We start from the raw sequence: 24,928 nt of genomic DNA on the forward strand, positions 1-24,928 counted from the left end.
GTGCCTGGCTGGACAACCGCCTGGACAACAACGAAAAAGAAATCCAGGCACTGATCGCGCAGGCGCGCAGATACCCTAAGACGATCAACCGCGTGATCGTCGGCAATGAAGTCCTGTTCCGCAACAACATGCCGCCGGAACAGCTCATGGCCTATGCCGACCGGGTGCGCGCAGCCGTACACCAGCCGGTATCGATCGCCGAGCCATGGCATATCTGGGCGCGCTACCCCGAATTGGCCGAGCACGTCGATTTCATTACGGTGCACCTGTTCCCATACTGGAACGGCATCTCGCGCACCGACGCCATCGGCGACGCCCTGGGCAGTTACCGCACGCTCAAGCAGATGTTCCCGAACAAGCCGATCGTCATCGGCGAAATCGGCTGGCCATCCAACGGCAACCGCTACAAATATGCCGATCCGTCGGTGTCGAACGAGGCGATCTTCCTGCGCCAGTGGTTCAAGCTGGCCAAGGAACAAAAGATCGATTACTACATCATGGAAGCCTTCGATCAGCCCTGGAAGGAACAGTTGTCCGGGCGCACCGAGGCGTATTGGGGCATGTTCAATGCCGACCGCCAGCTGAAGTTCCCCTTCACCGGTCCGGTTACCGAAGATGTGATGTGGCCGTGGAAGGCGATCGCCGCGAGCCTGCTCGCACTGCTGCCGATGATCGGGTTCGCGCGCCATTACAGCCGCTTCAAGCTGATGGGGCGGTTCTTCTTCTGCGCGTTGATCCAGTTGGCCTGCGGCCTGATCGTCTGGTCGGCGACGTTACCGTTCAATTTCTATCTGAGCTGGGTCGACTGGACCATGCTTGTCCTGTTGTTCCCTGCGCAGATAGCGATCCTGGCAATCCTGCTGATCAATGGCTTCGAATTCACCGAGGTGCTGTGGCGCAGACGCTGGATCCGCCACGCCACCATGCTGACGCCAGATCCACCGGGCAAGCAGCCGTTCGTGTCGATCCACCTGGCCTGCTACAACGAACCGCCGGAAATGGTCATCGTCACACTCGATTCGCTGGCCAAGCTCGAGTATGAGAACTACGAAGTCCTGGTGATCGACAACAACACCAAGGATCCGAACGTCTGGAAGCCGGTGCAGGAGTACTGCGAGAAGCTCGGTTCGCGCTTCCGCTTCTTCCACCTGGAACCATGGCCGGGCTTCAAGGCGGGCGCGCTGAATTTCGGCCTGAAGGAAACCGACCCCAACGCCGATGTGGTGGCGGTGATCGACGCGGACTACGAAGTGCGCGCTGACTGGTTGTCCACGCTGACCGGTTACTTCCACGATCCCAAGGTCGCCGTAGTGCAATGCCCGCAGGCGCACCGCGAGTACGAAAACAACACCTTCCGCCGCATGACCGCATGGGAATACGACGGCTTCTTCCGCATCGGCATGCATCATCGCAACGAGCGCAATGCGATCATTCAGCACGGTACCATGACCATGGTGCGCCGCTCGGCACTGGAAGGCACCGGCGGATGGTCGGAATGGACGATCTGCGAAGACGCCGAGCTCGGCCTGCGCCTGATGCATGCCGGTTACGAGTTGGTCTACGTCGATGAGCTGATGGGCAAGGGTCTCACCCCTGCCGACTTCAAGGCGTACAAGAGCCAGCGTTACCGCTGGGCCTTCGGCGCCATGCAAATTCTCAAGGGCCGCTGGGACTGGATGACCAAGAAGGGGCCGTTGACGGGGGGCCAGCGCTTCCACTTCCTCACGGGCTGGTTCAGTTGGTTCGCCGATGCGTTGCACCTGATCTTCACCCTGATGGCGATCTTCTGGACCGCCGGCATGATCGGCCTGCCGACGCTGTTCAACCTGCCGATGCAGTTGTTCCTGATTCCGGTGATCGGTTTCTTCTTTGCCAAGGCGATCTTCGGCATCGTGCTCTACCGCGCGCGAGTGCCCTGTAGCTGGTACGACACGCTGATGGCCTCGCTGGCCAGCATGGGCCTGTCGCATGCCATCGCGCGTGGCATCCTGCACGGCCTCACGCGCAAGAAGACCGCCTTCATCGTGACCGCCAAGAGTCGCCGCTTGGGCGAATCGAGCTTTGCAGCGTTCACGCCGGTGCGCGAAGAACTGATGATGGCCTTCGTGCTCTTGCTATGCATTATTGGCATGGCCACGAGCTTCGGTGCACAGTACATCGAGGGCCAGTTATGGATAATCATCCTGGCAGCGCAGTCGATTCCCTATGTATCGGCGATCTGCGGCGCCTGGATCGCGCACAAGGCAGGTGACAAGGCGGGCTAAAGCCCGCCAGCGCATGCACCGGCCATGCGCTTTTGTAATGGTTCGAAAACTTCAGATCCCGTATGCATTTGCGATCTGGCGCTGGCCGGTTAAGCTCCAAGCCTCATGACGCGTTCCGCCGGGGAACCGTCGCCTTCCCCGTAGATGGAACCTACGCATGCGCTGTAACCGCCGCCCAGGCCTTATCCTGTTGCTGCCGCTGTGGCTGATTGCGCCGCTCGCGCACGCTGGCGTAAAGCTGGTTGTGGATGGCGTGGACGACAACCTCAAAGGCGCGATCGTCTCAACCGTAGAACTGGCGCAGTACGCCGATCGTGAGGTTACGGAGGCACAGGCACAACGCTTGTACGAGCGCGCCGGCGATCAGGTCAAGCTCGCACTGCAGCCTTACGGCTACTACGAACCCAACGTCAACGGCGACATCAAGCCAGTGGGTAAGGATTGGCAGGTCACCCTGCATGTCACGCCAGGCGAACCGGTAAAGGTCACCTCGGTGGATGTGCAGATCGATAAGACCGCCGCCGCCATCCCGGGCGTCCGCAGAGCCCAGCGCGCCATCGAGCGCCTCAAGGGCCAGGTAATGAACGACGGCGTCTACGACAGCGCGCGCGACACCTTGAGCGGCACGCTCACGGCGACCGGGTTTCTCGACGCGCGCCTGGTCACACATCGCGTCGAGGTCAATCGTGCGGCTCATAGCGCGGCGATCGAGCTGGCCTGGGAGACCGGTCAGCGCTATCGCTACGGTCAAGTGCACTTCGAAGGCTCGCAGTTTCGACCCGGCTTTCTCGATCGCTATGTGCCGTTCAAGTCCGGCGACTACTTCGACCAGGATCAACTGCTCCAATTACAGCAGGCACTCAACGGCGCGGATTATTTTTCGGTAGTCAACGTACTGCCGCAGGTCGACGAAAAAGCCGATGGCCGCGTCGACGTGAAAGTAGAACTGGCCCCGGCCAAGCGCACCATCTACACAGGCGGCCCGTTTATCGGCACCGATACCGGTGTGGGCGTGCGCGCCAGCATGGAGCGGCGTTGGGTCAACGATCGCGGTCACAAATGGAAAAACGAACTGGTCCTGGCACAACGACTCAAGACGCTGTCTACGCTCTATTCCATTCCGATGCCCGGCACCGACCAGCGTAGTTTCAACGTCGGCGCGAACTTCCGCGACGCTAATACCGATACGTCCAAATCGCGCACGCTGGAACTCGTCGCCAACGAAACCAAGCTGTGGTATGGCTGGACGCGCACCATCGGGCTGCACGCGCTGTCCGGCACCTTTACCGTCGGCCAGCAAGCCAACGAAAACTTCAATGCGCAGGGTATCGAGCACGGCCGTAGCACCCTGCTGTATCCCGAGGTATCGCTCTCACGCAAGGTTGCCGATAATCCCACGTTCGTGCGCAAAGGCTGGGCGGTCAATATTTACGCACGCAGCACTGTGGGCACCCTGCTTTCCGACGCACGCTTCAGCCAATTTGCAGCCGATGCCAAGTGGATTCGCGCTTTCACCCGTCGTGACCGCCTGATCCTGCGCGGCGCGGTGGGTTATACCGAGACCAACGATTTCAATGCGCTGCCGCCGCAATTGCGCTTCTTCGCCGGCGGCGACCGTTCGGTACGCGGCTACGGTTATCAGACGATCGGTCCGAAGAACGATTTTGGCCGCGTGGTCGGCGGCAAGAATTTGCTGGTCGCCAGCACCGAGGTGGAGCATTACTTCACCCGCAACTGGGGCATGGCAGCCTTCGTGGACGCGGGCAACGCATTCAGCGGCATGAACTACAGCCCACGCATCGGCGCGGGCCTGGGCGTACGCTGGCTGTCGCCTGTGGGCATGATCCGCGTCGACCTGGGTACCCCGATCAACGACAAGCAGCGTCACGGCGTGGAGCTGCATCTGGTGATCGGACCGGATCTGTAAACCTGCGATGGATCGGCGCAAGCTGACGGCGCCGGTCTTGCAATGAGGAAGACAAGGCATGAGGAAGTGGCTCAAACGCGTAGGTTATGCGCTTGGCGCGCTGCTGCTGATGCTGGCGGCGATGCTGTGGTGGCTGCTGGGCACCGGCGGCGGGCTGCGCTTTGCCCTGGCGCAAACACAGCGCATCACCGATGGCGCATTGAGCGTGCAACGTGCCGATGGCCGCCTGGCCGGACCGTTGGAGCTGCGAGGCGTACGTTATGCCGACGGGTCCGGACTGGATGCACGTATCGCGCAGGCACAGTTGGATATTCGACTCTGGGCGCTACTGAGTCGTCGCGCCCATGTGCTAAATCTCGACGTCGATGGCGTCGACGTGACCTTGCCCAAGCCTGCTCCTGAAGAGCCTGAAAGCACAAGCAGTTTCTCACTCAGACCGCCGGTCGATCTGCTGCTCGATCGCGTGCACGTGGGTAAGGTACGCATCGCCCAGATGCAAGATCGGGGCGCGCCGGAGCCTGTATTCGTTTCCAATCGTCTCGACCTGGCCGGACGCTGGACCGCCAAGGGCATCGAACTGCATCGGCTGAACCTTCAAGCACCCGATGGCCACGCCGAGCTGCGTGGCGATCTCGCTATCAGCGTGGACGAGCAAGGCGACGGCGCGCTCGGCTTCGCCTGGAAGATCGCCGGTGTCGATTATGCCGGCGATGTGGAAGCGCACGGCAACGGCAAGCAGGTGAAAGTCACACTCAAGCTCAGCCAGCCCATGGCCGCGCAAGTGGATCTGGATCTGACGCAAAGCGGTGAGTATCCGTGGACGGCAAAGGTCGCCCTGCCCGCCTTCGATCCCAAGCCCCTGCTCGGCGACAGTTCACTCAAGACCTTGGCGCTGGATATCCAGGGCAGCGGCAATCGTCACGGCGGCCGCATCGAAGGTCGCGTCGACCTCAATGGCTATGCATTGCAATTGCAGCCGCTCAGTGCACATTTCAGCGACGACTTCAATCTGCTCACGCTCGACGAGCTCAAGCTGGGTTCGCCGCAGATCAAGGGTACGCTCGGCGCAAGCGGCACCATCAAGCTCGGCCCGCCACCGCTCAACGTCGATCTCGCGCTGCACTGGCAGGACGTGCTGCTGCCAGCGAACCTGGTCGGCCAGGACCTGGCAAGTCGTGGCAGCCTCATCTTCAAGGGCGGCACCGAACAATTCCATGCCGAGGGCGATGTCGATATCGGTCCGCCGGGCAAGCTCGCCAAACTCGCGCTCAATCTGGATGGCACGCAGAAGCAACTCAATCTGCATACGCTCGAGCTGAAACAACCGCGCGGATACCTGCTCGCTAAAGGCATCGTGGATCTGCAGCCGGCGCTGGCCTGGCAGATGCAACTGACAGCGGACGAACTCGACCCCGGCCAGTTGCTGGCAGGCTGGAACGGTTCGCTGGACATGGATATCGACACGCAAGGCACCTTGTCCCAAGATCAGCCCGACGCCACTGTGGAAATCCGCAAGCTCGACGGGCGCTTGCGCGACCGCACCATCAAAGGCAGCGGCAAGCTGCATGTCACGCCTGCGCAGGTGCTCGACGGCAAACTGCAACTGGCTTCAGGCGGAAGCACGGTAGCTATCGTCGCGCGCCCGGGCACAAGCAACGATATCGACCTCGAGCTGGCGATCGCTTCGCTTGGCGACTGGCTGCCGGATGCAGCCGGCAGACTCGACGGTAATGTGCGCGTGCGCGGCAAGCTGCCCAAGCTCGCGGTAGACGCGCACATGAACGGCATCGGCGTCGGCTATGCGGAGCAGACCATCGCCAAGCTGCAGTTGACCGCTAACATACCGGATATCGGCAAGCCCGGCGGCAAGCTCGACCTGACCGCCCAGAACGTCATGGCCGGCGGCTTGGCATTTCACCAAGTTGCATTGCACGGCAACGGCTCCGTCGAGCAACACAGCTTGATTCTGGATGCACAAGGCGACCGACTCTCCACCGGCATCAGCCTGAACGGCGTGCTCAAGGGCAGCAGTTGGAACGGTACGTTATCGCGCTTCGATCTCGAGCCGCAGGGCATCCCGCGCTGGCATCTGATGCAGCCCACGCGCCTGACCTATGCCGATGGTGCGGTGAATCTTTCCGAGCTATGCCTGACCGCCGGCACGCCGCAGCTATGTCTCGCGGCCAAGCAGGATAAGGCCGGCAATCTCGATGCCAGCTATCGCCTGCGCGAGCTGCCGCTTGCGTTGCTGACCGCCATTGCCGGCTCACGCGACATGCCGATGCGCGCCGAAGGCGTCCTCAACGGCAACGGCGCCATCCGCCGCAACGCAGCCGGGGTGCTCAGCGGCAACGCCACGCTCGCCTCGGTGCGCGGCAGCATCACCTATGTCGAGCACGCCGATCGGCCGCTGCTCAGCTACACCGATCTGGCACTGAATGCGGAACTCAGCCCGACCAACCAACGTGCCAATCTCAGCGCCAACCTCAACGACGGCGGCCGAATCGATGGCCAAGTGAGCGTCTCCGGCGCGCAACAGAGCCTGTCCGGACAGATCGGATTACGCTTCAACGACCTGGGCCTGATCGAACTTTTCACCAACGAAGTGGCAAGCGTCAAAGGCCATCTGCAAGGTCAGTTCCAGCTCGGCGGCACGCTCAAGCAGCCGGCCGTTACAGGCCGCGCCGATGTCGTCGACTTTGCCGCAGAAGTCCCGGTGGTCGGGCTCAAGCTCGGCCAGGGCCGCATCGCCGTCAGCACGACCGACGCGCAGCGGTTCGATATCCAGGGCAGCGTCCAATCAGGCAAAGGCACGCTGGCGATCGACGGCTATGCCGGCATTGGCCAGAACGCGCAAACCTCCCTCACTCTGAAAGGCAGCCAGTTCACCGCTGCCGATATTCCGGCGGCCAAAGTGGTGATCTCGCCCGATCTGGTCCTCAAGCAGGACCCCAAGGGCATCGACATCGGCGGCGAAGTAAAGCTGGAAAGCGCCGACATCGATGTCTCCAAACTGCCCGGCGCCGGCGCAACGCGGGCATCGCCCGATGTTGTCGTGGTCGATCAACAAAAAGAACAAGAGGAGGCTGCCAAGCTTCCGATCACGGCACAGATCAAAGTGGATCTCGGCCGCCACACGCATCTGGTCGGCATGGGCCTGGACGGACGCTTGAGCGGTGTTCTCAATGTGAGTGAACGACCCGGCCGCGCTACCACCGGCCAGGGGCAGATTACCGTCGACGGTATCTACAAGGCCTATGGGCAGAATCTGCAGATCGAACAGGGACGCCTGCTGTTTGCCAGCACACCCATCGACAATCCGGGCCTCGACATTCGCGCGGCACGCAAGCTCAACCCCAACGCCACCATCGACGAAGGACAGAAAGTCGGCTTGTATGTGTCCGGGACGGCACAACGTCCCGTGCTGACCGTGTACTCCAATCCGGTGATGGAACAATCCGATGCGCTTTCTTACCTGATCACCGGCAAGCCCTTGTCGCAGGTCAAAGGTGGCGAGGGCAGCATGGTCGGCGCGGCGGCGCAGGCGCTCGGTTCGGCGGCGGGCGACCTGCTCGCCAAGAGCATCGGTTCGAAGATCGGTGTCGACGATATCGGTGTGTCGAGCAACGAAGCGCTCGGCGGCACGTCCGCGTTTACCGTAGGCAAGTATTTGTCGCCACGCCTCTACTTGAGTTACGGCGTCGGCCTGTTCGAACCTGGGCAAGTCATTACCCTGCGCTATCGGCTGAGTAAACGCTGGAACTTCGAAGCGCAGAATGCGACGGACTTTAGCCGCGCCAGCTTGAATTACCGCATCGAGAAATAGCCGGGTAAGTCGCGATGTGAGGAAGAGCGAGCGTGGGGTGCTGCTGTCGCTCCTACAAGCCAGGTTGAACTGAATCTTCGGCAGAAGCAGGAGGAAAGGAGCAGTCCGCGTAAGGGCGAGGTACGGAAGATCGCCCCGGTCAGGATCCCCGATCCCTGGCTTTGCCGGAGCGCAGACTGGGGTGAGGAGTAACCCCACGACACAGTGCATCGCGGCAAGCGCAGCCCGCCCTAGCCCATCAGTCATGCCTCCAAGCACCGGCCGCCCGCCTTATCGTGTATTCCCCACCTCTCAGGGCCACTACCGTGCAACGACTACGCTGGATTCTCACTGCCGCCGTCTTGGGCGGCTCGACCACGCTGGTCGGCGTCAACGCCGCCGACGCACCGGCCAAAACCACGCCTTCTGGCATCGACCTGGCCGGCATGGATCACGCCATCAAGCCCGGCGACGATTTCGACGGCTACGCTAACGAGGGCTGGCGCAAGACCGCGCAGATTCCAGCGGACCGATCCAGCACCGGCATCTTCCTGAAGGTGTTCGAAAAGGCCGAAAAGCGTAATGCCGAACTGATCCGCGATATGGGCAAAGGCAGTCCAGCCGCTGGCAGCAATGCGCGCAAGATCGCCGACTACTACGCGGCATTCATGAATACCGCGCAGATCGAGAAAGCCGGATTGGCACCGTTGAAGGCCAGTTTCGACCAGATCGACGCCATCAAGAGCATCGCCGACCTCTCACGCGTGCTCGGTAGCGGCCTGCGCGCCGATGTCGATCCGGTCAACGCGACGAATTTCGACACCCAGAATCTGTTCGGCCTGTTTGTCACCCAGGGTCTGGAAGACCCCACGCACAATGTCGCCTATCTCTTGCAAGGCGGCCTCGGCATGCCCAGTCGCGATTATTACCTTGGCAACGACAAGGATATGGTCGCAGCGCGCGAGAAGTACCAGACGTATGTCGCCGCCGTACTCAAGCAGGCAGGCATCGCTGACGCGGATGCCAAGGCCAAACGCATCTACGCGCTGGAATTGAAGATCGCCCAGGGCCAGACCGACCTGGTGGCCAGCCAGGACGTGCACAAGGCGAATAATCCATGGCCCACCGCCGAGTACGCCAAGCATGCGCCGGGCATGGACTGGAATGCCTATTTTGGCGCCGCCGGCCTGTCCAAGCAGAAAGTGGTTTACGCCTGGCAACCGGAGGCGATCGCCAAGCTGTCCGCACTGGTATCCAGCGAGCCGCTGGATACGTGGAAGGACTATCTGACCTTCCACACCATCAACCAAAGCACTGCCGTGTTGCCGGCCGCTTATGACCGGCTCGCCTTCGGGTTCTACGGCACCGCCTTGCAAGGCACGCCTAAGCAGCGCGATCGCTGGAAACGTGGCGTCAGCTCGACCAACAATGCACTCGGCGACGCGGTGGGTCAGGAGTACGTCAAGCGCTACTTCCCGGCTTCGTCGAAAAAGCAGGTGCAGCAGATGGTGACCAATATCCTGGCCGCCTTCGACGATCACGTCGACACGCTGGACTGGATGACGCCGGCAACCAAGCAAAAGGCCAAGGCCAAGATCGAAACGCTTCGCGTAGGCGTGGGCTATCCGGAAACCTGGCGCGATTACAGCACGCTGGAGGTCCGCGCCGACGACGCGCTCGGCAACCAGTTGCGTGCAGAGAAGTATGAGTACCAGCACCAGCTGGCCAAGCTCGATCAGCCAGTCGACAAGGGCGAATGGTGGATGACGCCGCAGACAGTCAATGCGGTGAACCTGCCGTTGCAGAATGCCTTGAACTTCCCCGCGGCGATCCTCGAAGCGCCGTTCTTCGATCCGAAAGCCGATGCGGCTGCCAACTATGGATCGATCGGTGCCGTGATCGGCCATGAGATCAGCCACAGCTTCGATAACACCGGCGCCGAGTTCGATGCGCAGGGCCGCCTGGCCAACTGGTGGACCCCCGAAGACCAGGCGCACTTCAAGGCCGCCGGCCAGAAGCTGGTCGAACAGTACAACGCCTATGAACCGCTGCCTGGCGTGCACATCAACGGTCAGCAGACACTTGGCGAGAACATCGCCGACGTCTCCGGCCTAGCCATCGCCTTCGCGGCCTATCACAAGTCGCTGGGCGGTAAACCGGCACCGGTGATCGACGGCCTGACCGGCGACCAGCGATTCTTCCTCGCCTTCGCACAATCCTGGCGCGAGAAGACCCGCGAAGCGGCGCTGCGTCAGCAGCTGATTACTGACGGCCATTCGCCAGGCGGCTATCGCGCGCAGACCGTGCGCAATATCGATGGCTGGTATGACGCGTTCAAGCCTCAGGCTGGGCAGAAGCTCTATCTTGACCCGCAGCAGCGCGTAAAGATCTGGTAAGCCATATCCGCTGTATTGGCGGATTGCGGTTGCGCCCCAGGTGCCGGATGAATTTCCGGCCCTGGGGCTTTTTTTGTCTAGTGCGAGCAACGGCATCGCAATATGTCGGCATGTCGCCTACTTGCCCGGTGGATTCGTGCTTTTGTCTGCACAAGCGGCAAGGCAACCTCGATACCCACATCCTTCAAAAAGCCTACCTCGCTCGCTGAAGCGGCCCGCATCATTACTAGGCGTCGACGAACATAATTCTCAGCGCACGCTTATCCCGTAAGCGGCAAATCAAGGACAGGCAACCGATTCGTCTTGTGATTCTTCGAATCGACCAACGCCATTGCAAAGGATGCAAAATGAACGCACTCACCCGCTCGATATTATCGCTGAGCATGCTTGCGGCCACCTCGACCGCGATAGCTCATGAACCTCCGCATATACCTGCAGCAAGCGATGACGGCAACGAACGCATGGCCGTGCAAGATGCCTATTTCGCTCGCTCCCTGCTCGCCTCGCAGACCCGATGGCAAAGCATATCCGCCCAGTTAGGCATGACCCCACAAACGGGAAGTCGGAACGCCACGGGCAACGGAGGTTTGCAGCTATGCCCAAATCACGGGGGAAGCGGTTACTCCCATGGCTACGACGGAGAAACCAAGTCCCTGGAATGTAGCGAAACGACGCATTCATTCTCACTCAACAACAGCGGCGATGCCGATGGCACCCATGGATTTGAGGCAGCGACCGCGCGGGTCACCGGCTATGCCGACGGCCGTCTCGTGCTCAAGGGCGACGGCGGCATTACCCTGATGGGCGAAACCACTTTTCAAGCAGCCGCGTATATGTCGGGCCATCAGCTTCATGCGTTAGGTGCCGCGACTGCGGATAACGACGCGGTAAACCTTTCGCAGCTCAAAGCGATCGTCAGCGAATTGGGAGGCGGCGCAACATTCAATCAGGATGGCGGCTTTACCAAACCGACCTACGATCTGGCCAACGGCGGCAAGCAACACACCATAGGCGAAGTTTTCGATGCCCTGGACGAGGCGATCTTGCAGAATACGATCGCCGCGAATCGCCTCGATAGCCGTGTTTCCGACAACAAAGATGACATCCTGGACATCTACAAGCATTTGGAAGCAAACGGCAACGGCATCGTCAAGCAGGACCTGAACTCCGGCAAGATCCTTGTCGGCGGGGATCTTGCCGGCAGTGTCGTCGACTTTTCCGGCAAAGACGGTCCACGGGTACTTTCCGGTATCGGCAATGGCAAAAAAGACGACGACGCCGTCACCCTTGCTCAACTCAAGGCATTGGGCGCTTACGATCCTGTCAACGGCCGCATCCTGGGCGCACTGGTGTATGACGATGAGACGCTCGATCGCGCTACGCTCGGCGGCAGTAATGGCACGGTGGTTGCGAATATTGCTGGAGGCTTGATTGCTCAAGGCAGCAAAGAAGCCATCAACGGCGGTCAGTTTTTCGACTTGCAAACCATGCTACAGAACTCGATCGACGATCTGGGGAAACGCATCGACAGCATCGAAGAAATTCCCCTGCGCAATGGCGATCCCGGCGACAACTTCATCGGGAACGATGCCGGTGGCGAACGCATTACCCACATCGCCGATGGTATCAAGCCAACCGACGCGGCAAGCGTTGGACAGGTCGACGAAGCGCTAAAAACCGCCAAATCCTATACGGACACCAAATTCAAGGATTTAAGCGGCGCATTAGACAGCTTCAAGAGCGAAGTCCATCGGCAATTCGAGCGTATCGAAGGACGTCTCAGCCGCCTGGGTGCAATGAGCGCTGCCCAGACACAAATGGCAATCAACGCGTCCGGCGCCACGACACAACGCGGGCGCATTGCAGCCGGTGTAGGATTGCAGAACGGCAAATCGGCACTCGCGATCGGCTACGCCTCCCGCATCAACGAACGCGTAAGCTTGAGCATCGGCGGTGCGTTCAGCGGCTCGGAAAATAATGCCGGCATGGGTATCGGCGTCGATTTCTAGTTGCGCTAGCACGGATAGCTCTCTCCCCGTTTTGCCGGGGAGAGAGCATCCAGTGAGTAAGCTGCTTAGCCCAAAAAAAGCCAGGCAACGTTTCAGACGATACCCAGCCCTTCGATATCGCAGATAATTTTATCTTCGAAGCCGGCCATCTCGGCGAAGCGGCGACCGCGCTCGGCGTAGTCGCGGAACTGATCGAAACTCGGTGCACCGGGCGACAGCAGAATGGTGCCGCCGACGGGCGTAACTGACCGCGCCCGGTCGACGGCCTCCTTTAAACCTGCCGCCTCGATCAGATGACCGGCAAATCCGGCATCGCGCAAGGCCCTGGCGATGCGAGTGCCATTGCTGCCTTGGGCCACGATCGTATGCGATGGCGCGGCACACATGCGCGCAACGAATCCACCCCAATCCAGTCCGCGATCGTGCCCGCCGACAATCACCGTCACTGCGCGTGCACCGAGACTCGCCAACGCGGCCAGGGTGGCCTCTGGCGTAGTGCTGATGGAGTCGTTGACCCAATACCAGCCATCGCGTTCCCCCAGTGGCTGCAAGCGATGAGGCAGGGGATGAAAATTCGCCAACGCTGGTGCTGCCGCCAGGGCATCGCCGCCGCTCACTTCGATCGCAGTCAGGGCGGCACACGCATTGAGCGCATTGTGCGCACCGGGTACCGGCAAATCGGCGACAGCGAAGACCGGTTTCTCGCCGCGGTGAATAAACCCGTCACGCACATGCCAACCCGTAGGCTGTCCGAACAACAATCGATGAGGATGACCCGCCGTTTTTTCCAACAGGCCTGGCTGCAAGGCATTGACCAACAGATAGCGCGATACGTCGGCCAGCTTCAGTTTGTCAGCCACATAGCGCTCACGCGAACCGTGCCAATCCAGGTGCTCCTCGTACAGACTCGTAATCACGCCCAGCTGCACAGGCCCTGCTTCGCCGGTCTGAAAGCTGGAAAGCTCTACCGCCCACAGCTCCGCCTGGCCATCGAGCAGCTCGAGCATCTGCATGCCGATATTTCCAGCCAATGCGGTACGAATACAAAGAGCCCGCGCCAAATGCGCAATCAATGCCGTCGTGGTGCTTTTCCCCTTGGTGCCGGTCACGGCAACAACGTGCGCGTCAGGCCGCTCGCCGAACCACAGGGCGGTACCCGAAGTAACGGCGAGCCCTTCGGACTGGGCAGCGAGCAGGGCCGGCTTGTAAGCCGATACACCCGGTGATTTCACCAGCACATCGAACGCGGACAACGCCGTCGCATCGGGCTCGCCGCCTTTCACTACCAGCGCGCTGTCGAAAGCCTTGGCTGCCGCAACTTCGACCTCGCTGCAGAACAGCGTCAATGACAACTCAGGCAGGCGTGCACGCAAGACACCGACAACGGCCTTGCCTTCACGACCGAAGCCCCAGATCGCGACTCGCTTGCCAGCCAGTTCGGCGATACGCATAGCGGCCTAGTCGAATAGCGCAAGCGCACCGTGCAGGCGCGCGGGGATACCGTGTTCGACGGACGCTTCCAGCCAAGGCTCCAGCGCCAACTGGCTGGCATCGAGTTGCGGCAGGATTTCCTGGCGGAATCGCGCCACCAAAATATCTTCCTGCCATTCCGGCCGCTGACTGAGCGCATACATGGCCGCGCGGGCCTCAGCGCCTTCGCCGACGCACTCGAACGGCTTGTGATCCTGGTATTCCAGCAAAGCATCGAAGCCGGCGGCCTGCGTTTCATCGTCGAGCAAGTTACGGCCAAAGATCGACAGCAGGCGTGGCTTGGGTAGGAACGGCGCCAGCGCCAGGAACACGAAATGGCATTTGGGACACTGCCCGCACCAGCGGTCGGCCGGTTTCGGCCCAAGGATCTTGAAGTTGCGATTGCAGCTGGAAAAAGCGTCGAAATACGGCGTCAGTTTGGCGAACGCGCGCGTCACCGCCAGCTCGGCATAGGGTCGGAGCAATGAAAAGTAGTCGAGGTCGGCTGCAACGTGGCTGCGAACCCAATGGGAGAAAAGTTGCTCGAAAACGTAGCCCTTGCTCCACTGATGATTGACTTGCTGGCCATCGTATTCGAGCGTCGCGGCCGAAGCGGAGCGCTCGTTGGCAAAGGCGATGCTGTCGAAACCATAGAGAATCGACGCCAGCACAAGGATCGCTGAATTGATCGCAGTGACCGGGATATGCCCGTTCCACGCGCCCAGACGGTTGAGCTCGAACAGTCCAGGCGCCAGCTCACGCTGGATATTGAGCGTCGGCAGGCCAGTGCGTTCGGCACAAGCGGCAATCAGACTGGAATTGCCGACCCAGACGGCCGTCGCCTCGCCGCCGGCTTGCTTGATCGCCTCGACCGCGACCAGCGAATCCTTGCCTCCGCCGATCGGCACCAATGTGCGCGCAGGCAGTCCCAAGGTCATAGCCGGCGCGCCGGCCTTGCCACCGCGTGGGAAAACCACGCGACCGCGCAGGTCCAGTCCGTTCCGATAGGCGAACTCGGCCAGGCCGTGCAGGTACAGCGCATCGAGCAGATCAGCCGTGGCGTCGTCCAGCGGGCCATCGGCCAGTTCGATCTTCGGCGGAACGCCGGCCTTGTAGTAGCTGACGCCGGCAAACAGATGCAGCGCCTTCAAAGCAGCCTCGAACGCTTGCGCATACTTGGGCACAACGGGCGGTGCATGCGGAAAACGCACACGCTCGATCAGCTCCTCGCCACGATCGAAGGCATAGACCAGTTCGGCCACGCCATCGGCATAACTGCAACGTACGAAGCGAAATACCTGCGTCAGGCGTGGCTGGATTGCGTCGCTCACCAAGTTCTCCATCAATCCAGCACGATTTCTTCGGCCGGTCCGCGCAGATTGTACGGCGAAGACATCACCTGACCGTAGGCACCGGCGGTGGCGATCAGAATGACGTCGTCCTCACGGCTTTCCGGCAAGCGGCGGTCGTTGCCCAGCACGTCGCCGGATTCGCAGATCGGGCCGACGATCTGGTACATGGCCGTGGCCGGTTCGTTGAAGCGAGTGAGATTGGCGATCTCGTGCCAGGCGTCGTACAGCGCCGGGCGAATGAGATTGTGCATGCCCGCATCCACGCCGAGGTAACGCCATGCCCCCTTGCCCTTGAGCTGGGTGACCTTGGCCAGCAGCACGCCGGATTCCGCGACCAGGAAGCGACCCGGCTCCATCCAAAGCTGGTATTGGGGATAGACGCGCTTGACCTCAGCCAGGGCGGCACCGACGGCATCGAGATCCAGCGGTCGCTCGCCAGGATGCGAGGGCACGCCCAGGCCACCGCCGATATTGAGAAATGCCACCGTCGGAATGCGCTCGGCAATGCTCGCCAACTGCGCGTAGACCTCTGCCCAATGCGCCGGATCGAGCACGCCCGAACCCAGGTGCGCATGCAGGCCGACGATGCGCGCATGACGCGCGGTGGCCAGATGCACGAACGCATCGAGCTGGTCCAACGGCAGGCCGAATTTGCTCGTGCTGCCGCCGGTACGGACCTTGTCGTGATGGCCCAGGCCACGGCCCAGGTCGATACGCACACTGATGTCGTGACCTTCGAACGTTTCCACCCAATGTTCCATCGGGTGCAGCGAATCGACGGTGAGCAGCACGCCAGACTCGAGCGCTTCGCGATAATCGCTGCGCGGCGCAAAGTTGGGCGTGAACAGGCGCGGCGTATCGGCTGGCACGGTCTCTGCGACGCGCTTGAGTTCGCCGGGAGAGACGCATTCCATGCCAAGACCCTCCTCGGCTAGCGCCTTGAGGATGGCCGGATGCGAATTGGCCTTGATCGCATACAGCAAGCGGTCGACCGGCAATTTGGCCTTGAGCGCGCGGGCGCGCTCGCGCACCGTATTCAGATCGTAGACGTAACGCGGCGTGTGTTCCTCGGCCAGCTTGATCAGCTGCGCGCGCTTGTCCATCCACCAGACGGGATCGCGGCCGTTTTCGGCGACGCCATAGAGCCGCTCCCAGCTCGGGCCGAACAGCGTCGCATCGTCGGTACGCATCGCACCGGCACGTACCAGTTGTTCATGCAATTGCGGCAGCAATTCGTCGACGACACTTTCGTCGACCACGAATGTGAAGTTCAGATTGTTCGACGACTGCGAAATCATGTGCACGCGGTGCTGGCCGAACTCCGCCATTACCGTGTGCAGGCGATGCAGCATGGAGCGCATGCCGCGACCGACCATGGTGACCGCGGCGCAGGGCGCAATCACCTTGACCCGGCAGACCTTGGCCAGATCCGCCGCGAGCGCGGCGAGTACGTCCGAGTCGAGCAGGTTTTCGGTAGGGTCCAGCGAAACCGTCACGTTGGTCTCGGCCGAACCGATCAAGTCGACCGACAAGCCGTGCTGCTTGAACTGCTGGAACACGTCCGCAAGGAAGCCGACCTGCTGCCACATGCCGACCGATTCCATCGACACAAGCGTGATGCCCTTGCGCGTGCTGATCGCCTTGATGCTCGGCGCTTCCTCGCGCAACTCCGGGCCGATATGCGTCCCGCTGAGTTCGGGCCGATTGGTATCCTTGACCAGCAGTGGTACACGCGGCTCACGCAGCGGCGACAGGCAGCGTGGATGCAGTACCTTGGCGCCGGTCGAGGCGATTTCCTGGGCTTCTTCGTAATCCAGCCGCTGCAACAGGCGCGCACCGGGCACCTGACGCGGATTGGCCGTGAACATGCCCGCGACATCGGTCCAGATCTCCACGCGCTGAGCCTTGAGCAAGGCGCCGAAATACGAAGCGGAGGTGTCCGAGCCGCCACGACCGAGCAGCACGGTGCGTCCCTCGCTTTCACGCGCAATGAAACCCTGCGTGATAAAGGTTTCGCCCTGCCCTGCCAAGCGTGCGGCCAGCGCCGGATCGGGCTTGGCATCGACCATGGCCGAGAGCAGCTTGCTGCGCTCGTTCTGGTTGGGCAACGCCACCGCCGCGAGGCAATCGCGTGCGTCGATCCATGTCGTCGGCAAGCCGCTATGGCTCAAAAACGCCGCGCCCAGGGCGCTCGAAAGCAGTTCGCCATGCGCCTGCACGCGCGCGGCCCAGGCCAGCTCGCCCAGCCTGGACGGGCCCTCTTCGGCCAGAGCGGCCAGATCTTTCAAGCGTGCCGCCAATGTCTCGGGCATCGCCAGCTGCATATGCGCAAGCAGACTATCGTGGCGCTCCGCGATCGCTTTGGCCGCGTCGCTGCGTTTTCCCTTCTCGCCCTCGGCGCACAGTTGTTTGAGTGCGTCGGTGATGCCGGACAGTGCGGAAACGACGACCAGCACGCGCGCCCCTTCGGCGCGACGGCTGCTGACCAGTTCCAGGATGTTCTGCCAGCGTGGGAGCGTGGCGACACTGGTGCCGCCGAACTTCATCACGATCCACGGGGCGTCCGCCAAAAGCGGAGCGAGGGTTTGCGGGTTCACGAGGTCTCGGGTGAGTTGGTAGGGAAATTTATCCGGCCAGTGTTGCGCTGCGACAGATGGATTGCAATGGGAGGACGCAGGCGTATGGATGGCTATTTGGTGGTTGTGGCGCGATCAAGAGCGGGGGCGAGTAACGAGGGCGCAAGTCCGAGAGGGTGTGACGAGTTCAAAACGCCCTCGACGCTCTCGTTACCAGCGAGATCACCGTAGCGTGCATCCCGGCGCCCTCGCGACTCGCCCCTCGTCCCTACCATCCCGCCTCAATCCAACAGCAAGCGCTTACGCCACAACCACGGGAATCTTGCCGATCCGCGCCTGCCACTCGCGCGGCCCCGTCTGATGCACCGAAGTACCCAGCGAATCGACGGCGACGGTCACGGGCATATCCTTGACCTCGAATTCATAGATCGCTTCCATTCCCAGATCGGCGAAGCCGACCACGCGGGAGGCCTTGATCGCCTTGGATACCAGATACGCCGCACCACCGACCGCCATCAGGTACACCGATCGGTGCTTCTTGATCGCCTCGATTGCCGCTGGGCCTCGCTCTGCCTTGCCGACCATGCCGAGCAGCCCGGTCTGTGCCAGCACCTGCTCCGTGAACTTGTCCATGCGTGTGGCGGTGGTCGGACCTGCAGGGCCGACGACTTCGTCACGTACCGGATCGACCGGACCGACGTAGTAGATGAAACGGTTGGTGAAATCCACCGGCAACGGCTCGCCCTTGTTGAGCATATCGACCATGCGCTTGTGCGCGGCGTCGCGGCCGGTCAATAGCTTGCCGTTGAGCAACAGCACTTCGCCGGGCTTCCAACTGGCGACTTCTTCCTGGGTGACCGTATCGAGATTGACGCGACGACCCTTGCTAGCGTCGTAGGTCAGTTTCGGCCAATCCTCCAGCGATGGCGGATCCAATGCGACCGGGCCCGAACCATCCAGGGTGAAATGCGCATGGCGGGTCGCCGCGCAGTTCGGAATCAGCGCCACCGGCAGGTTAGCCGCGTGTGTCGGATAATCCTTGACCTTGATATCGAGCACGGTGGTCAACCCGCCCAGGCCCTGCGCGCCGATACCCAGCGCATTGACCTTCTCGTACAACTCGATGCGCAACTCCTCGGCGCGGCTGCTCGGGCCGCGTGCGATCAGATCCTGGATATCGATCGGCTCCATCAGGGCTTCTTTGGCCAGCAACATCGCTTTCTCGGCGGTGCCGCCGATACCGATGCCCAGCATGCCCGGCGGACACCAGCCGGCGCCCATCGTCGGTACGGTCTTGAGCACCCAGTCGACGATGGAGTCGGACGGGTTGAGCATGGCGAACTTGCTCTTGGCCTCCGAGCCGCCGCCCTTGGCCGCGACGATCACGTCGACCGTATTGCCCGGCACGATGGAGACATTGATGACCGCCGGGGTGTTGTCCTTGGTGTTGGTCCGCTTGCCGGCCGGGTCGGCCAGTACGCTGGCGCGCAGCTTGTTGTCCGGATCGTTATAGGCGCGGCGCACGCCCTCGTTGACCATATCTTCCAGCGACAGGGTGGCATCGTCCCAGCGCACCCCCATGCCCACCTTGAGAAAAACCGTGACGATGCCGGTGTCCTGGCACAGCGGGCGATGACCTTCGGCGGCCATGCGCGAGTTGATCAGGATCTGCGCCATCGCGTCCTTGGCCGCGGGGCTTTCCTCGCGCTCGTAGGCGGCGGCGAGGTTGGTGATGTAGTCGACGGGGTGGTAGTAGCTGATGTATTGCAGGGCGTCAGCAACGCTCTGAATGAGGTCTTCTTGCTTGATAGCGGTCATGGCGGCAGCTTCGACGGGGAGGATGGGCGCGCCTTTCCACCGCGCGCAACCGCCCTATTGTGCCGCAATCGGCCCCATCCTCAAAAAGCGAGACCAGGGAGAACAGGCCTCGCCCTAGGGGGCTTCCAACCTGGAAACGATATTTCGCCGTAACCGAATAAGTGCCCATGCCATAAGAAATCGGATCGGTATCCCATTGATATCCGACCCGCTGTGCCTCGGTCTGGCCATGCCAGGCATACGGCCGATCGTCATGTGCGTCTGGCATACAGTACGGTCCGCCAGGGCTGGGATTGACGAAGAAATTATTCGCGTAGCTTGCGCCAGCAACAGAAGCCGGCACGATAGCTCAAACATGTGTGAATATTTTTTCACTGCACGAGTTCAATGAGTGCAGACGAAACGCATAGGGCGCCATTCACCGCCAAGGCGATGGCCACATAAAAAAGCAACGACCGCATTAAGCGGTCGTTGCTTTCGCAATACCCTACGATATCAAAAGCGAAATTCGCCGCCGATACTGGTCATGTTGACATACATCGACTTATCGCCCTTGCCGTCACCCGGCAAGCGGAAACGATCGACATTCAGGCCGATACTGAAGTGCGAGTTGATGTTGTAACCTGCACCAATGCCGAAATATTCGCCGGTGGCGAGCCTCGAGGATGTCGTATTCATCGGACGGGCCTCAAGAGTCTGGCGCCCACGATACCAACCCGCGCGGCCGCCCACATACCATTGATCGGTAATATTCCAATTGACGTTGCCACCCAGCAGATAGCCACGGCTCTTGAGCTTATAGCCCTCGAGCGCGGAATCCCCACGCTGGGTGACCGTGTTGTTGTTCGCGCCCAGATAGGCATAACCCGCCTCGACGCCATAATCGACGATGCTGTTCCAGCGATAGCCGACGCGCAACTGACCGGCGGCGCCCTGGTTTTCCTGCTTCATACCATTAGAGGAGCGGTTTTGTAGCCAGTTAGCGCGGCCAAGATTGCCATTGACGAAGAAATCGCCCGCAAAAGCCGAGGCAGTTGCGGTGCTCATAGCCACGGCAACAGCCGCTACGAGAAGCTTGTTCATTGGGGATAACGCTCCATGTTGTTTCGGTAGTCCGCCGCGGACTGTCAAATGGGGGATAAGTCCGTCGGCTACGCTCTATTTTAGATAGTCGATGTCCAGCAACCAATCAGACGCGTCTTACAGACTGGCCGCCCCCTTGCCCCCAGGCACCGATAACCGCCATGCTCGCGGCCGGCATCCTTCAGCGAAGACTCCATGAGCGACTCCTCGACGTCAGCCGGCTACATCCGCCGCCTCAGTTTGTGGGACGCGGCCCTGATCGTGGTCGGTGGCATCATCGGCGGCGGTATCTTCCTCAATTCCTATATAGCTGCGCAGCGCACCAGCTCGGGGTTGACACTGTTGCTGGTGTGGGTCGGCGCTGGCGTACTCACGCTGCTTGGCGCGCTGTGCTATGCCGAACTAGGAGCGCGCCGCCCGCGCGCCGGCGGCAGCTACGTCTACCTGCGCGATGCTTTTGGCCCGCTGGCGGGTTTCCTCTTCGGCTGGACGATGCTGCTGGTGATCTATTCCGGTTCCACCGCCGCGGTGGCGACCGGTTTTGCCACCTACACGGCCGCTGTGTTCGACCTGTCACCCAACACGGTGCGCCCGCTGGCGGTCGGCGGCCTGGTATTCGTTGCCGGCATCAACTTGTTCGGCCTGCGGCTGGGCGCACAGATCCAGAACCTCTTCACCTTGCTCAAGCTACTGGCGGTGGCCATGCTGGTGGTCTGCGGCCTGGTGTTTGCCGGCGTCGGGGGCGGCAGTCAGGCGCTGGCGCCCGATCCGGCACGCGCCGGTATCGGCTTCATGGGGGCGGCCCTGCCCGTACTGTTCGCCTATAGCGGCTTTACCTATCTCAATAACCTGGCCGGCGAAGTCCGGGAACCCCAGCGGACCCTGCCACGCGCCCTGCTGCTGGGCATGCTGCTGGTCATCGCCGCTTACGCACTGGTGAACATCGCTTACCTGTCGGTGCTGGGGCACGCAGGTCTGGCGGCAAGCCCCACGCCGGCCGCCGATGTCATGCAGCACGTCGCCGGTCCGATCGGCGCCAAGCTGATTGCCATCGGCATCGCCATATCCACTTTGGGCTTTTGTAATATCACCCTGGTCTCGGGCGCTCGCGTGTTGCAGGCCATGGGCGAGGACGGTCTGTTCTTCCGTAGCGTCGCGCGCCTGCACCCGCGCCATCACACGCCCAACGTCGCGTTGCTGCTGCTGACCGCATGGACCTGCCTGCTGGCGATTTCGGGCAGCTATGGTCAATTGCTCGACTATGCCACCTTCGGCGATTGGCTGGCCTGCGCGTTCGGCGTCGGCACGATTTTCTGGTATCGACGCCACGATGACGGGCATGCACCTCTGGATTTCCGCATCCCAGGCTATCCATGGCCGCCTTTGCTGTTTATCGCCACCGTCGGCCTGATCATGGTGTTGAGCCTGCATGACAGCCCGGTCAATACGGGCATTGGCCTGCTAATCATGCTGGCCGGAGTGCCGGTGTATTTCACCTGGCGGCGCCTATTCAGCGCGAAAGGACCCTAAACCTCGTCAACGATGCCAAAATAAGCCGATTCAGCGAGGAGAGTTCGGCAATGGCGGCACCGCTACAGGCGCAGAGCGCGCCCGCACCATCCGGCGGCACTGGCATCATCGCGCCCGAGAAGGCGCGTGAAGGCATCGACCTGGAGGTCAACGGCGAGCGCTTCCGTCATACCGGCGACCCGAAAATGCCCTTGCTGTGGTATCTGCGCGATGTATTGCGCCTGACCGGCACGAAGTACGCCGGGGAACGTGGCAGCGGTAGCGGCGCCGACCTGGTCATCGTCAACGGCAAGCTGGTCTCGGCAGTCGCCGTGACTATCGAAGAGTTGCATATCGGCAAGAGCGGCAGCGAAAGGCCCGGCAACGTACTGACCGTCGAGGGCCTGGCTGGCGGCGATGGCAAACTCCATCCGCTGCAGCAGGCATTCGTAGACGAAGATGCCATCGGCTGCGGCTACTGCACGCCGGGCTGGTTGATGGCGGCCAAGGAACTGCTCGATCGCAAGCGCAATCCAAGCGACGACGATATCGACCAATTGCCCAACCTCTGCCGCTGCGGCTGCCAGACCCGCGTGCGCCGCGCGATCAAGCGTGTCGCGGCTGCGACGAGCGGGAACAACAAGCCATGAGCAAGACGAATTTTTCGACAGGCAACGGCCTCTCCCGCCGCGGCTTCCTCAAGGTATTGGCCGGCACCGCTGGCGCACTGATCGTCGGCATTCCGCTGAGCGCTTCGCTCGCCGAGGCAGCCGACGCGCCGTTTCCGCTTTCCATGCTCGGCGATACGTTGTATGGCCTGGGCGCCTATGTGCGCATCGATGCCGACGGCAAGGTGTTGATCGGCGCGCGCGATCCGGATACCGGCACCGGTGTGGCCACGGCCTTGCCACGCATCATCGCCGACGAACTGGACGCCGACTGGAAGCAGGTCAGCGTCATCGGCCTCGGGTTGGGCGTGGAAAACAACAACGACCAGCCCCGCTGGCTCTACGGACGACAGATCGGCGGCACCGGCGAATCGATCCCGGCGGCATGGAACGACCTGCGTCAGGCCGGCGCGCTCGCCCGCTGGCTGTTGCTGCAAGCTGCGGCGCGCCAATGGGGCCTGCCTGCCGAACAGTTGCGGACCGAGGCTGGGCAGGTCATTGCCCCGGATGGCCGCCGACTCGGCTACGGCAGCCTGGCAGAGGCCGCCTCTAAGATGGCGCCGCCGTCGCAACCGGTCGCGCCCAAAGCACCCAATCTCTACAAGTTCATCGGCCAGCCGGCTGGCGATATCGACGCATATGCGATGGTCACCGGCCAGGCGCAATTTGCGATCGACCAGTCGCGCGCCGATGCGTTGGTCGCCGTACTACTGCGATGTCCCTGGCCCGACGGCACGCTGGAAGACTTCGACGCCAAGGATGCCAAGGCGCTCAAGGGCGTGGTCGATGTGATCGCGCTCAAGCCCGAACCGGGCCAGCCGCTCGGCGCGACGGTCTATGCAGCCGCGGTGGCGGTCGTGGCCGAAGATACGTGGAGTGCGCTACAGGCGCGGGCCAAGCTCAAAGTGAACTGGAAGCCGGGTGCCGGCCGCGACGAAAGCAGCGCCGCACTGGAACAGCAAGCCAACGACCTGGTCAATAACAAGGATCAGGCGCCGACCACGCGCGTGCGCGACGACGGCGATGTCGATGCGGCCAGCAAAAAAGCCGCGCGTCGATTGGAAGCGACCTATATTCAGCCGTGGCTGGCACATGCCACATCCGAGCCGATGAACTGCCTGGCACGCATCGACAGCGATCGCGCCAGCCTGGTCGTGCCCACGCAGGCACCGCAACGCGCCTGGGCGGTGGTACAACGCCTGACAGGCTTGAAACCGGAGCAGATCGATATCCAGGTTCCGCGCGTTGGCGGCGGCTACGGCCGCCGGCTCGATCACGATTATGTGGCCGAGGCGGTCCTGCTCGCGCAAGCGGTCAAAAAGCCGGTGCGTCTGCTGTGGACGCGCGATGACGACTTGGCGCACGACTACTACCGATCGGCCAGCGTGACGCGAATCAACGCGGTGCTCGACAGTAAGCGCAACATTTCCGCCTGGCACCAGCGCGTGGCGTCCGCATCCGCGTTGGTCGGTCGCGGGGTGCCGGACGCGCAACTGTGGACATCCGAAGTCGACGTCAATCAGATGCCCGCGGGACTGGTGCCAAATTATCGCAATGACTGGTACGGCCTGCAGTCGTCCCTGCGGCGTGGTCCGACACGCGGGATGCCGCATCTGAGCAATGCCTTCGCGACCGAAAGCTTCGTCGACGAAATCGCGCACATGCTCAAGGAGAATCCGCTCGATACGCGCCTGCGCCTGATCGGCGAACCGCGGCAGATCCCGCAACAAGGCGGCGGCAGCCTGGATACCGCCCGCCTGGCCAACGTGCTCAAGCTGGTCGCAGAACGTATCGACTGGTCGCGCTGGCTGCGCACCGTCAATGGCTTGGGCATCGCCAGCTGGTACGTCAACGGCGCTTACGTGGCGCACGCTGTGGAAGCTTCGTTGAATGGCGAGAAGCTCAATATCGAGCGCGTCGTATGCGCGGTCGATGTGGGCCGCGTGATCAATCCGCAGGGCCTGGAAGGCCAGGTTGCGGGCGCCACGCTCGATGCGATCTCCACGGCCTTGAATCTCGCGGTCACCTACAAGGATGGCCAGGTACAACAG

13 protein-coding genes are annotated in these 24,928 nt (G+C 61.9%); 8 read left to right on the forward strand and 5 right to left on the reverse strand.

The features are described 5' to 3' along the window. The 5 genes from VIM98_RS18435 to VIM98_RS18455 all read left to right on the forward strand — a co-directional run. The coding region (locus tag VIM98_RS18435; RefSeq protein ID WP_331994564.1) for a glycosyltransferase at window positions 1-2,264 on the forward strand (2,264 nt) is incomplete at its 5' end. Between the two features lie 157 nt (window positions 2,265-2,421). Beyond that, window positions 2,422-4,191, forward strand: a complete 1,770-nt coding sequence (locus VIM98_RS18440; protein WP_331994565.1) for an autotransporter assembly complex family protein — start codon at window positions 2,422-2,424, stop codon at window positions 4,189-4,191. Between the two features lie 58 nt (window positions 4,192-4,249). Next, window positions 4,250-8,017: a translocation/assembly module TamB domain-containing protein gene (locus tag VIM98_RS18445; protein ID WP_331994566.1), complete on the forward strand. Its 3,768-nt coding sequence runs from the start codon at window positions 4,250-4,252 to the stop codon at window positions 8,015-8,017. Between the two features lie 305 nt (window positions 8,018-8,322). Beyond that, window positions 8,323-10,392, forward strand: coding sequence for a M13 family metallopeptidase (locus tag VIM98_RS18450; protein WP_331994567.1), 2,070 nt, complete (start codon window positions 8,323-8,325; stop codon window positions 10,390-10,392). A 347-nt stretch (window positions 10,393-10,739) separates the two neighbouring features. Next, the gene (locus VIM98_RS18455) at window positions 10,740-12,401 is read left to right on the forward strand and encodes a YadA-like family protein (RefSeq protein ID WP_331994568.1); all 1,662 of its coding nucleotides are present in this window, start codon (window positions 10,740-10,742) and stop codon (window positions 12,399-12,401) included. 92 nt (window positions 12,402-12,493) lie between these two features. Here the strand turns inward: VIM98_RS18455 and murD are convergent, their stop codons facing one another. The 5 genes from murD to VIM98_RS18480 all read right to left on the reverse strand — a co-directional run bounded on the left by murD (window position 12,494) and on the right by VIM98_RS18480 (window position 20,700). Continuing rightward, on the reverse strand, window positions 12,494-13,852 hold the full coding sequence (murD, locus tag VIM98_RS18460; protein WP_331994569.1) for a UDP-N-acetylmuramoyl-L-alanine--D-glutamate ligase: 1,359 nt from the start codon (window positions 13,850-13,852) through the stop codon (window positions 12,494-12,496). 6 nt (window positions 13,853-13,858) lie between these two features. Next, complete coding sequence (gene murL / locus VIM98_RS18465) at window positions 13,859-15,214, reverse strand: UDP-N-acetyl-alpha-D-muramoyl-L-alanyl-L-glutamate epimerase (protein WP_414650241.1); 1,356 nt, start codon at window positions 15,212-15,214, stop codon at window positions 13,859-13,861. Next, the gene (locus VIM98_RS18470) at window positions 15,214-17,769 is read right to left on the reverse strand and encodes a bifunctional aspartate kinase/diaminopimelate decarboxylase (RefSeq protein WP_414650242.1); all 2,556 of its coding nucleotides are present in this window, start codon (window positions 17,767-17,769) and stop codon (window positions 15,214-15,216) included. The genes murL and VIM98_RS18470 overlap by 1 nt, the downstream gene beginning before the upstream one ends. Window positions 17,770-18,099: 330 nt before the next feature. Then, the gene (locus VIM98_RS18475; RefSeq protein ID WP_331994572.1) at window positions 18,100-19,617 is read right to left on the reverse strand and encodes a fumarate hydratase; all 1,518 of its coding nucleotides are present in this window, start codon (window positions 19,615-19,617) and stop codon (window positions 18,100-18,102) included. Window positions 19,618-20,112: 495 nt separating this feature from the next. Further along, entirely contained in the window at window positions 20,113-20,700 is a 588-nt protein-coding gene (locus VIM98_RS18480; protein WP_331994573.1) for an outer membrane beta-barrel protein, read from the reverse strand. Between the two features lie 195 nt (window positions 20,701-20,895). On the opposite strand from VIM98_RS18480, the gene VIM98_RS18485 reads away from it, so the two are divergent. From VIM98_RS18485 to VIM98_RS18495, 3 genes are all read left to right on the forward strand, one after another. Next, window positions 20,896-22,230, forward strand: coding sequence for an APC family permease (locus VIM98_RS18485; RefSeq protein ID WP_331994574.1), 1,335 nt, complete (start codon window positions 20,896-20,898; stop codon window positions 22,228-22,230). A gap of 50 nt (window positions 22,231-22,280) precedes the next feature. Beyond that, on the forward strand, window positions 22,281-22,859 hold the full coding sequence (locus tag VIM98_RS18490) for a (2Fe-2S)-binding protein (RefSeq protein WP_331994575.1): 579 nt from the start codon (window positions 22,281-22,283) through the stop codon (window positions 22,857-22,859). Then, the coding region (locus VIM98_RS18495) for a xanthine dehydrogenase family protein molybdopterin-binding subunit (protein ID WP_331994576.1) at window positions 22,856-24,928 on the forward strand (2,073 nt) is incomplete at its 3' end. The genes VIM98_RS18490 and VIM98_RS18495, both read left to right, overlap by 4 nt.

This window comes from Dyella sp. (assembly GCF_036568765.1).
In the GTDB taxonomy this organism is placed as follows: domain Bacteria; phylum Pseudomonadota; class Gammaproteobacteria; order Xanthomonadales; family Rhodanobacteraceae; genus GSA-30.

What these genes read in the sequence shown, in the direction of transcription:
- VIM98_RS18480 (WP_331994573.1), bottom strand. Translation starts at nt 20,700, where the DNA reads ATGAACAAGCTTCTCGTAGCGGCTGTTGCCGTGGCTATGAGCACCGCA.
- murL (WP_414650241.1), bottom strand. Translation starts at nt 15,214, where the DNA reads ATGGAGAACTTGGTGAGCGACGCAATCCAGCCACGCCTGACGCAGGTA.
- VIM98_RS18490 (WP_331994575.1), top strand. Translation starts at nt 22,281, where the DNA reads ATGGCGGCACCGCTACAGGCGCAGAGCGCGCCCGCACCATCCGGCGGC.
- murD (WP_331994569.1), bottom strand. Translation starts at nt 13,852, where the DNA reads ATGCGTATCGCCGAACTGGCTGGCAAGCGAGTCGCGATCTGGGGCTTC.
- VIM98_RS18470 (WP_414650242.1), bottom strand. Translation starts at nt 17,769, where the DNA reads ATGAAGTTCGGCGGCACCAGTGTCGCCACGCTCCCACGCTGGCAGAAC.
- VIM98_RS18475 (WP_331994572.1), bottom strand. Translation starts at nt 19,617, where the DNA reads ATGACCGCTATCAAGCAAGAAGACCTCATTCAGAGCGTTGCTGACGCC.
- VIM98_RS18455 (WP_331994568.1), top strand. Translation starts at nt 10,740, where the DNA reads ATGAACGCACTCACCCGCTCGATATTATCGCTGAGCATGCTTGCGGCC.
- VIM98_RS18440 (WP_331994565.1), top strand. Translation starts at nt 2,422, where the DNA reads ATGCGCTGTAACCGCCGCCCAGGCCTTATCCTGTTGCTGCCGCTGTGG.
- VIM98_RS18485 (WP_331994574.1), top strand. Translation starts at nt 20,896, where the DNA reads ATGAGCGACTCCTCGACGTCAGCCGGCTACATCCGCCGCCTCAGTTTG.
- VIM98_RS18445 (WP_331994566.1), top strand. Translation starts at nt 4,250, where the DNA reads ATGAGGAAGTGGCTCAAACGCGTAGGTTATGCGCTTGGCGCGCTGCTG.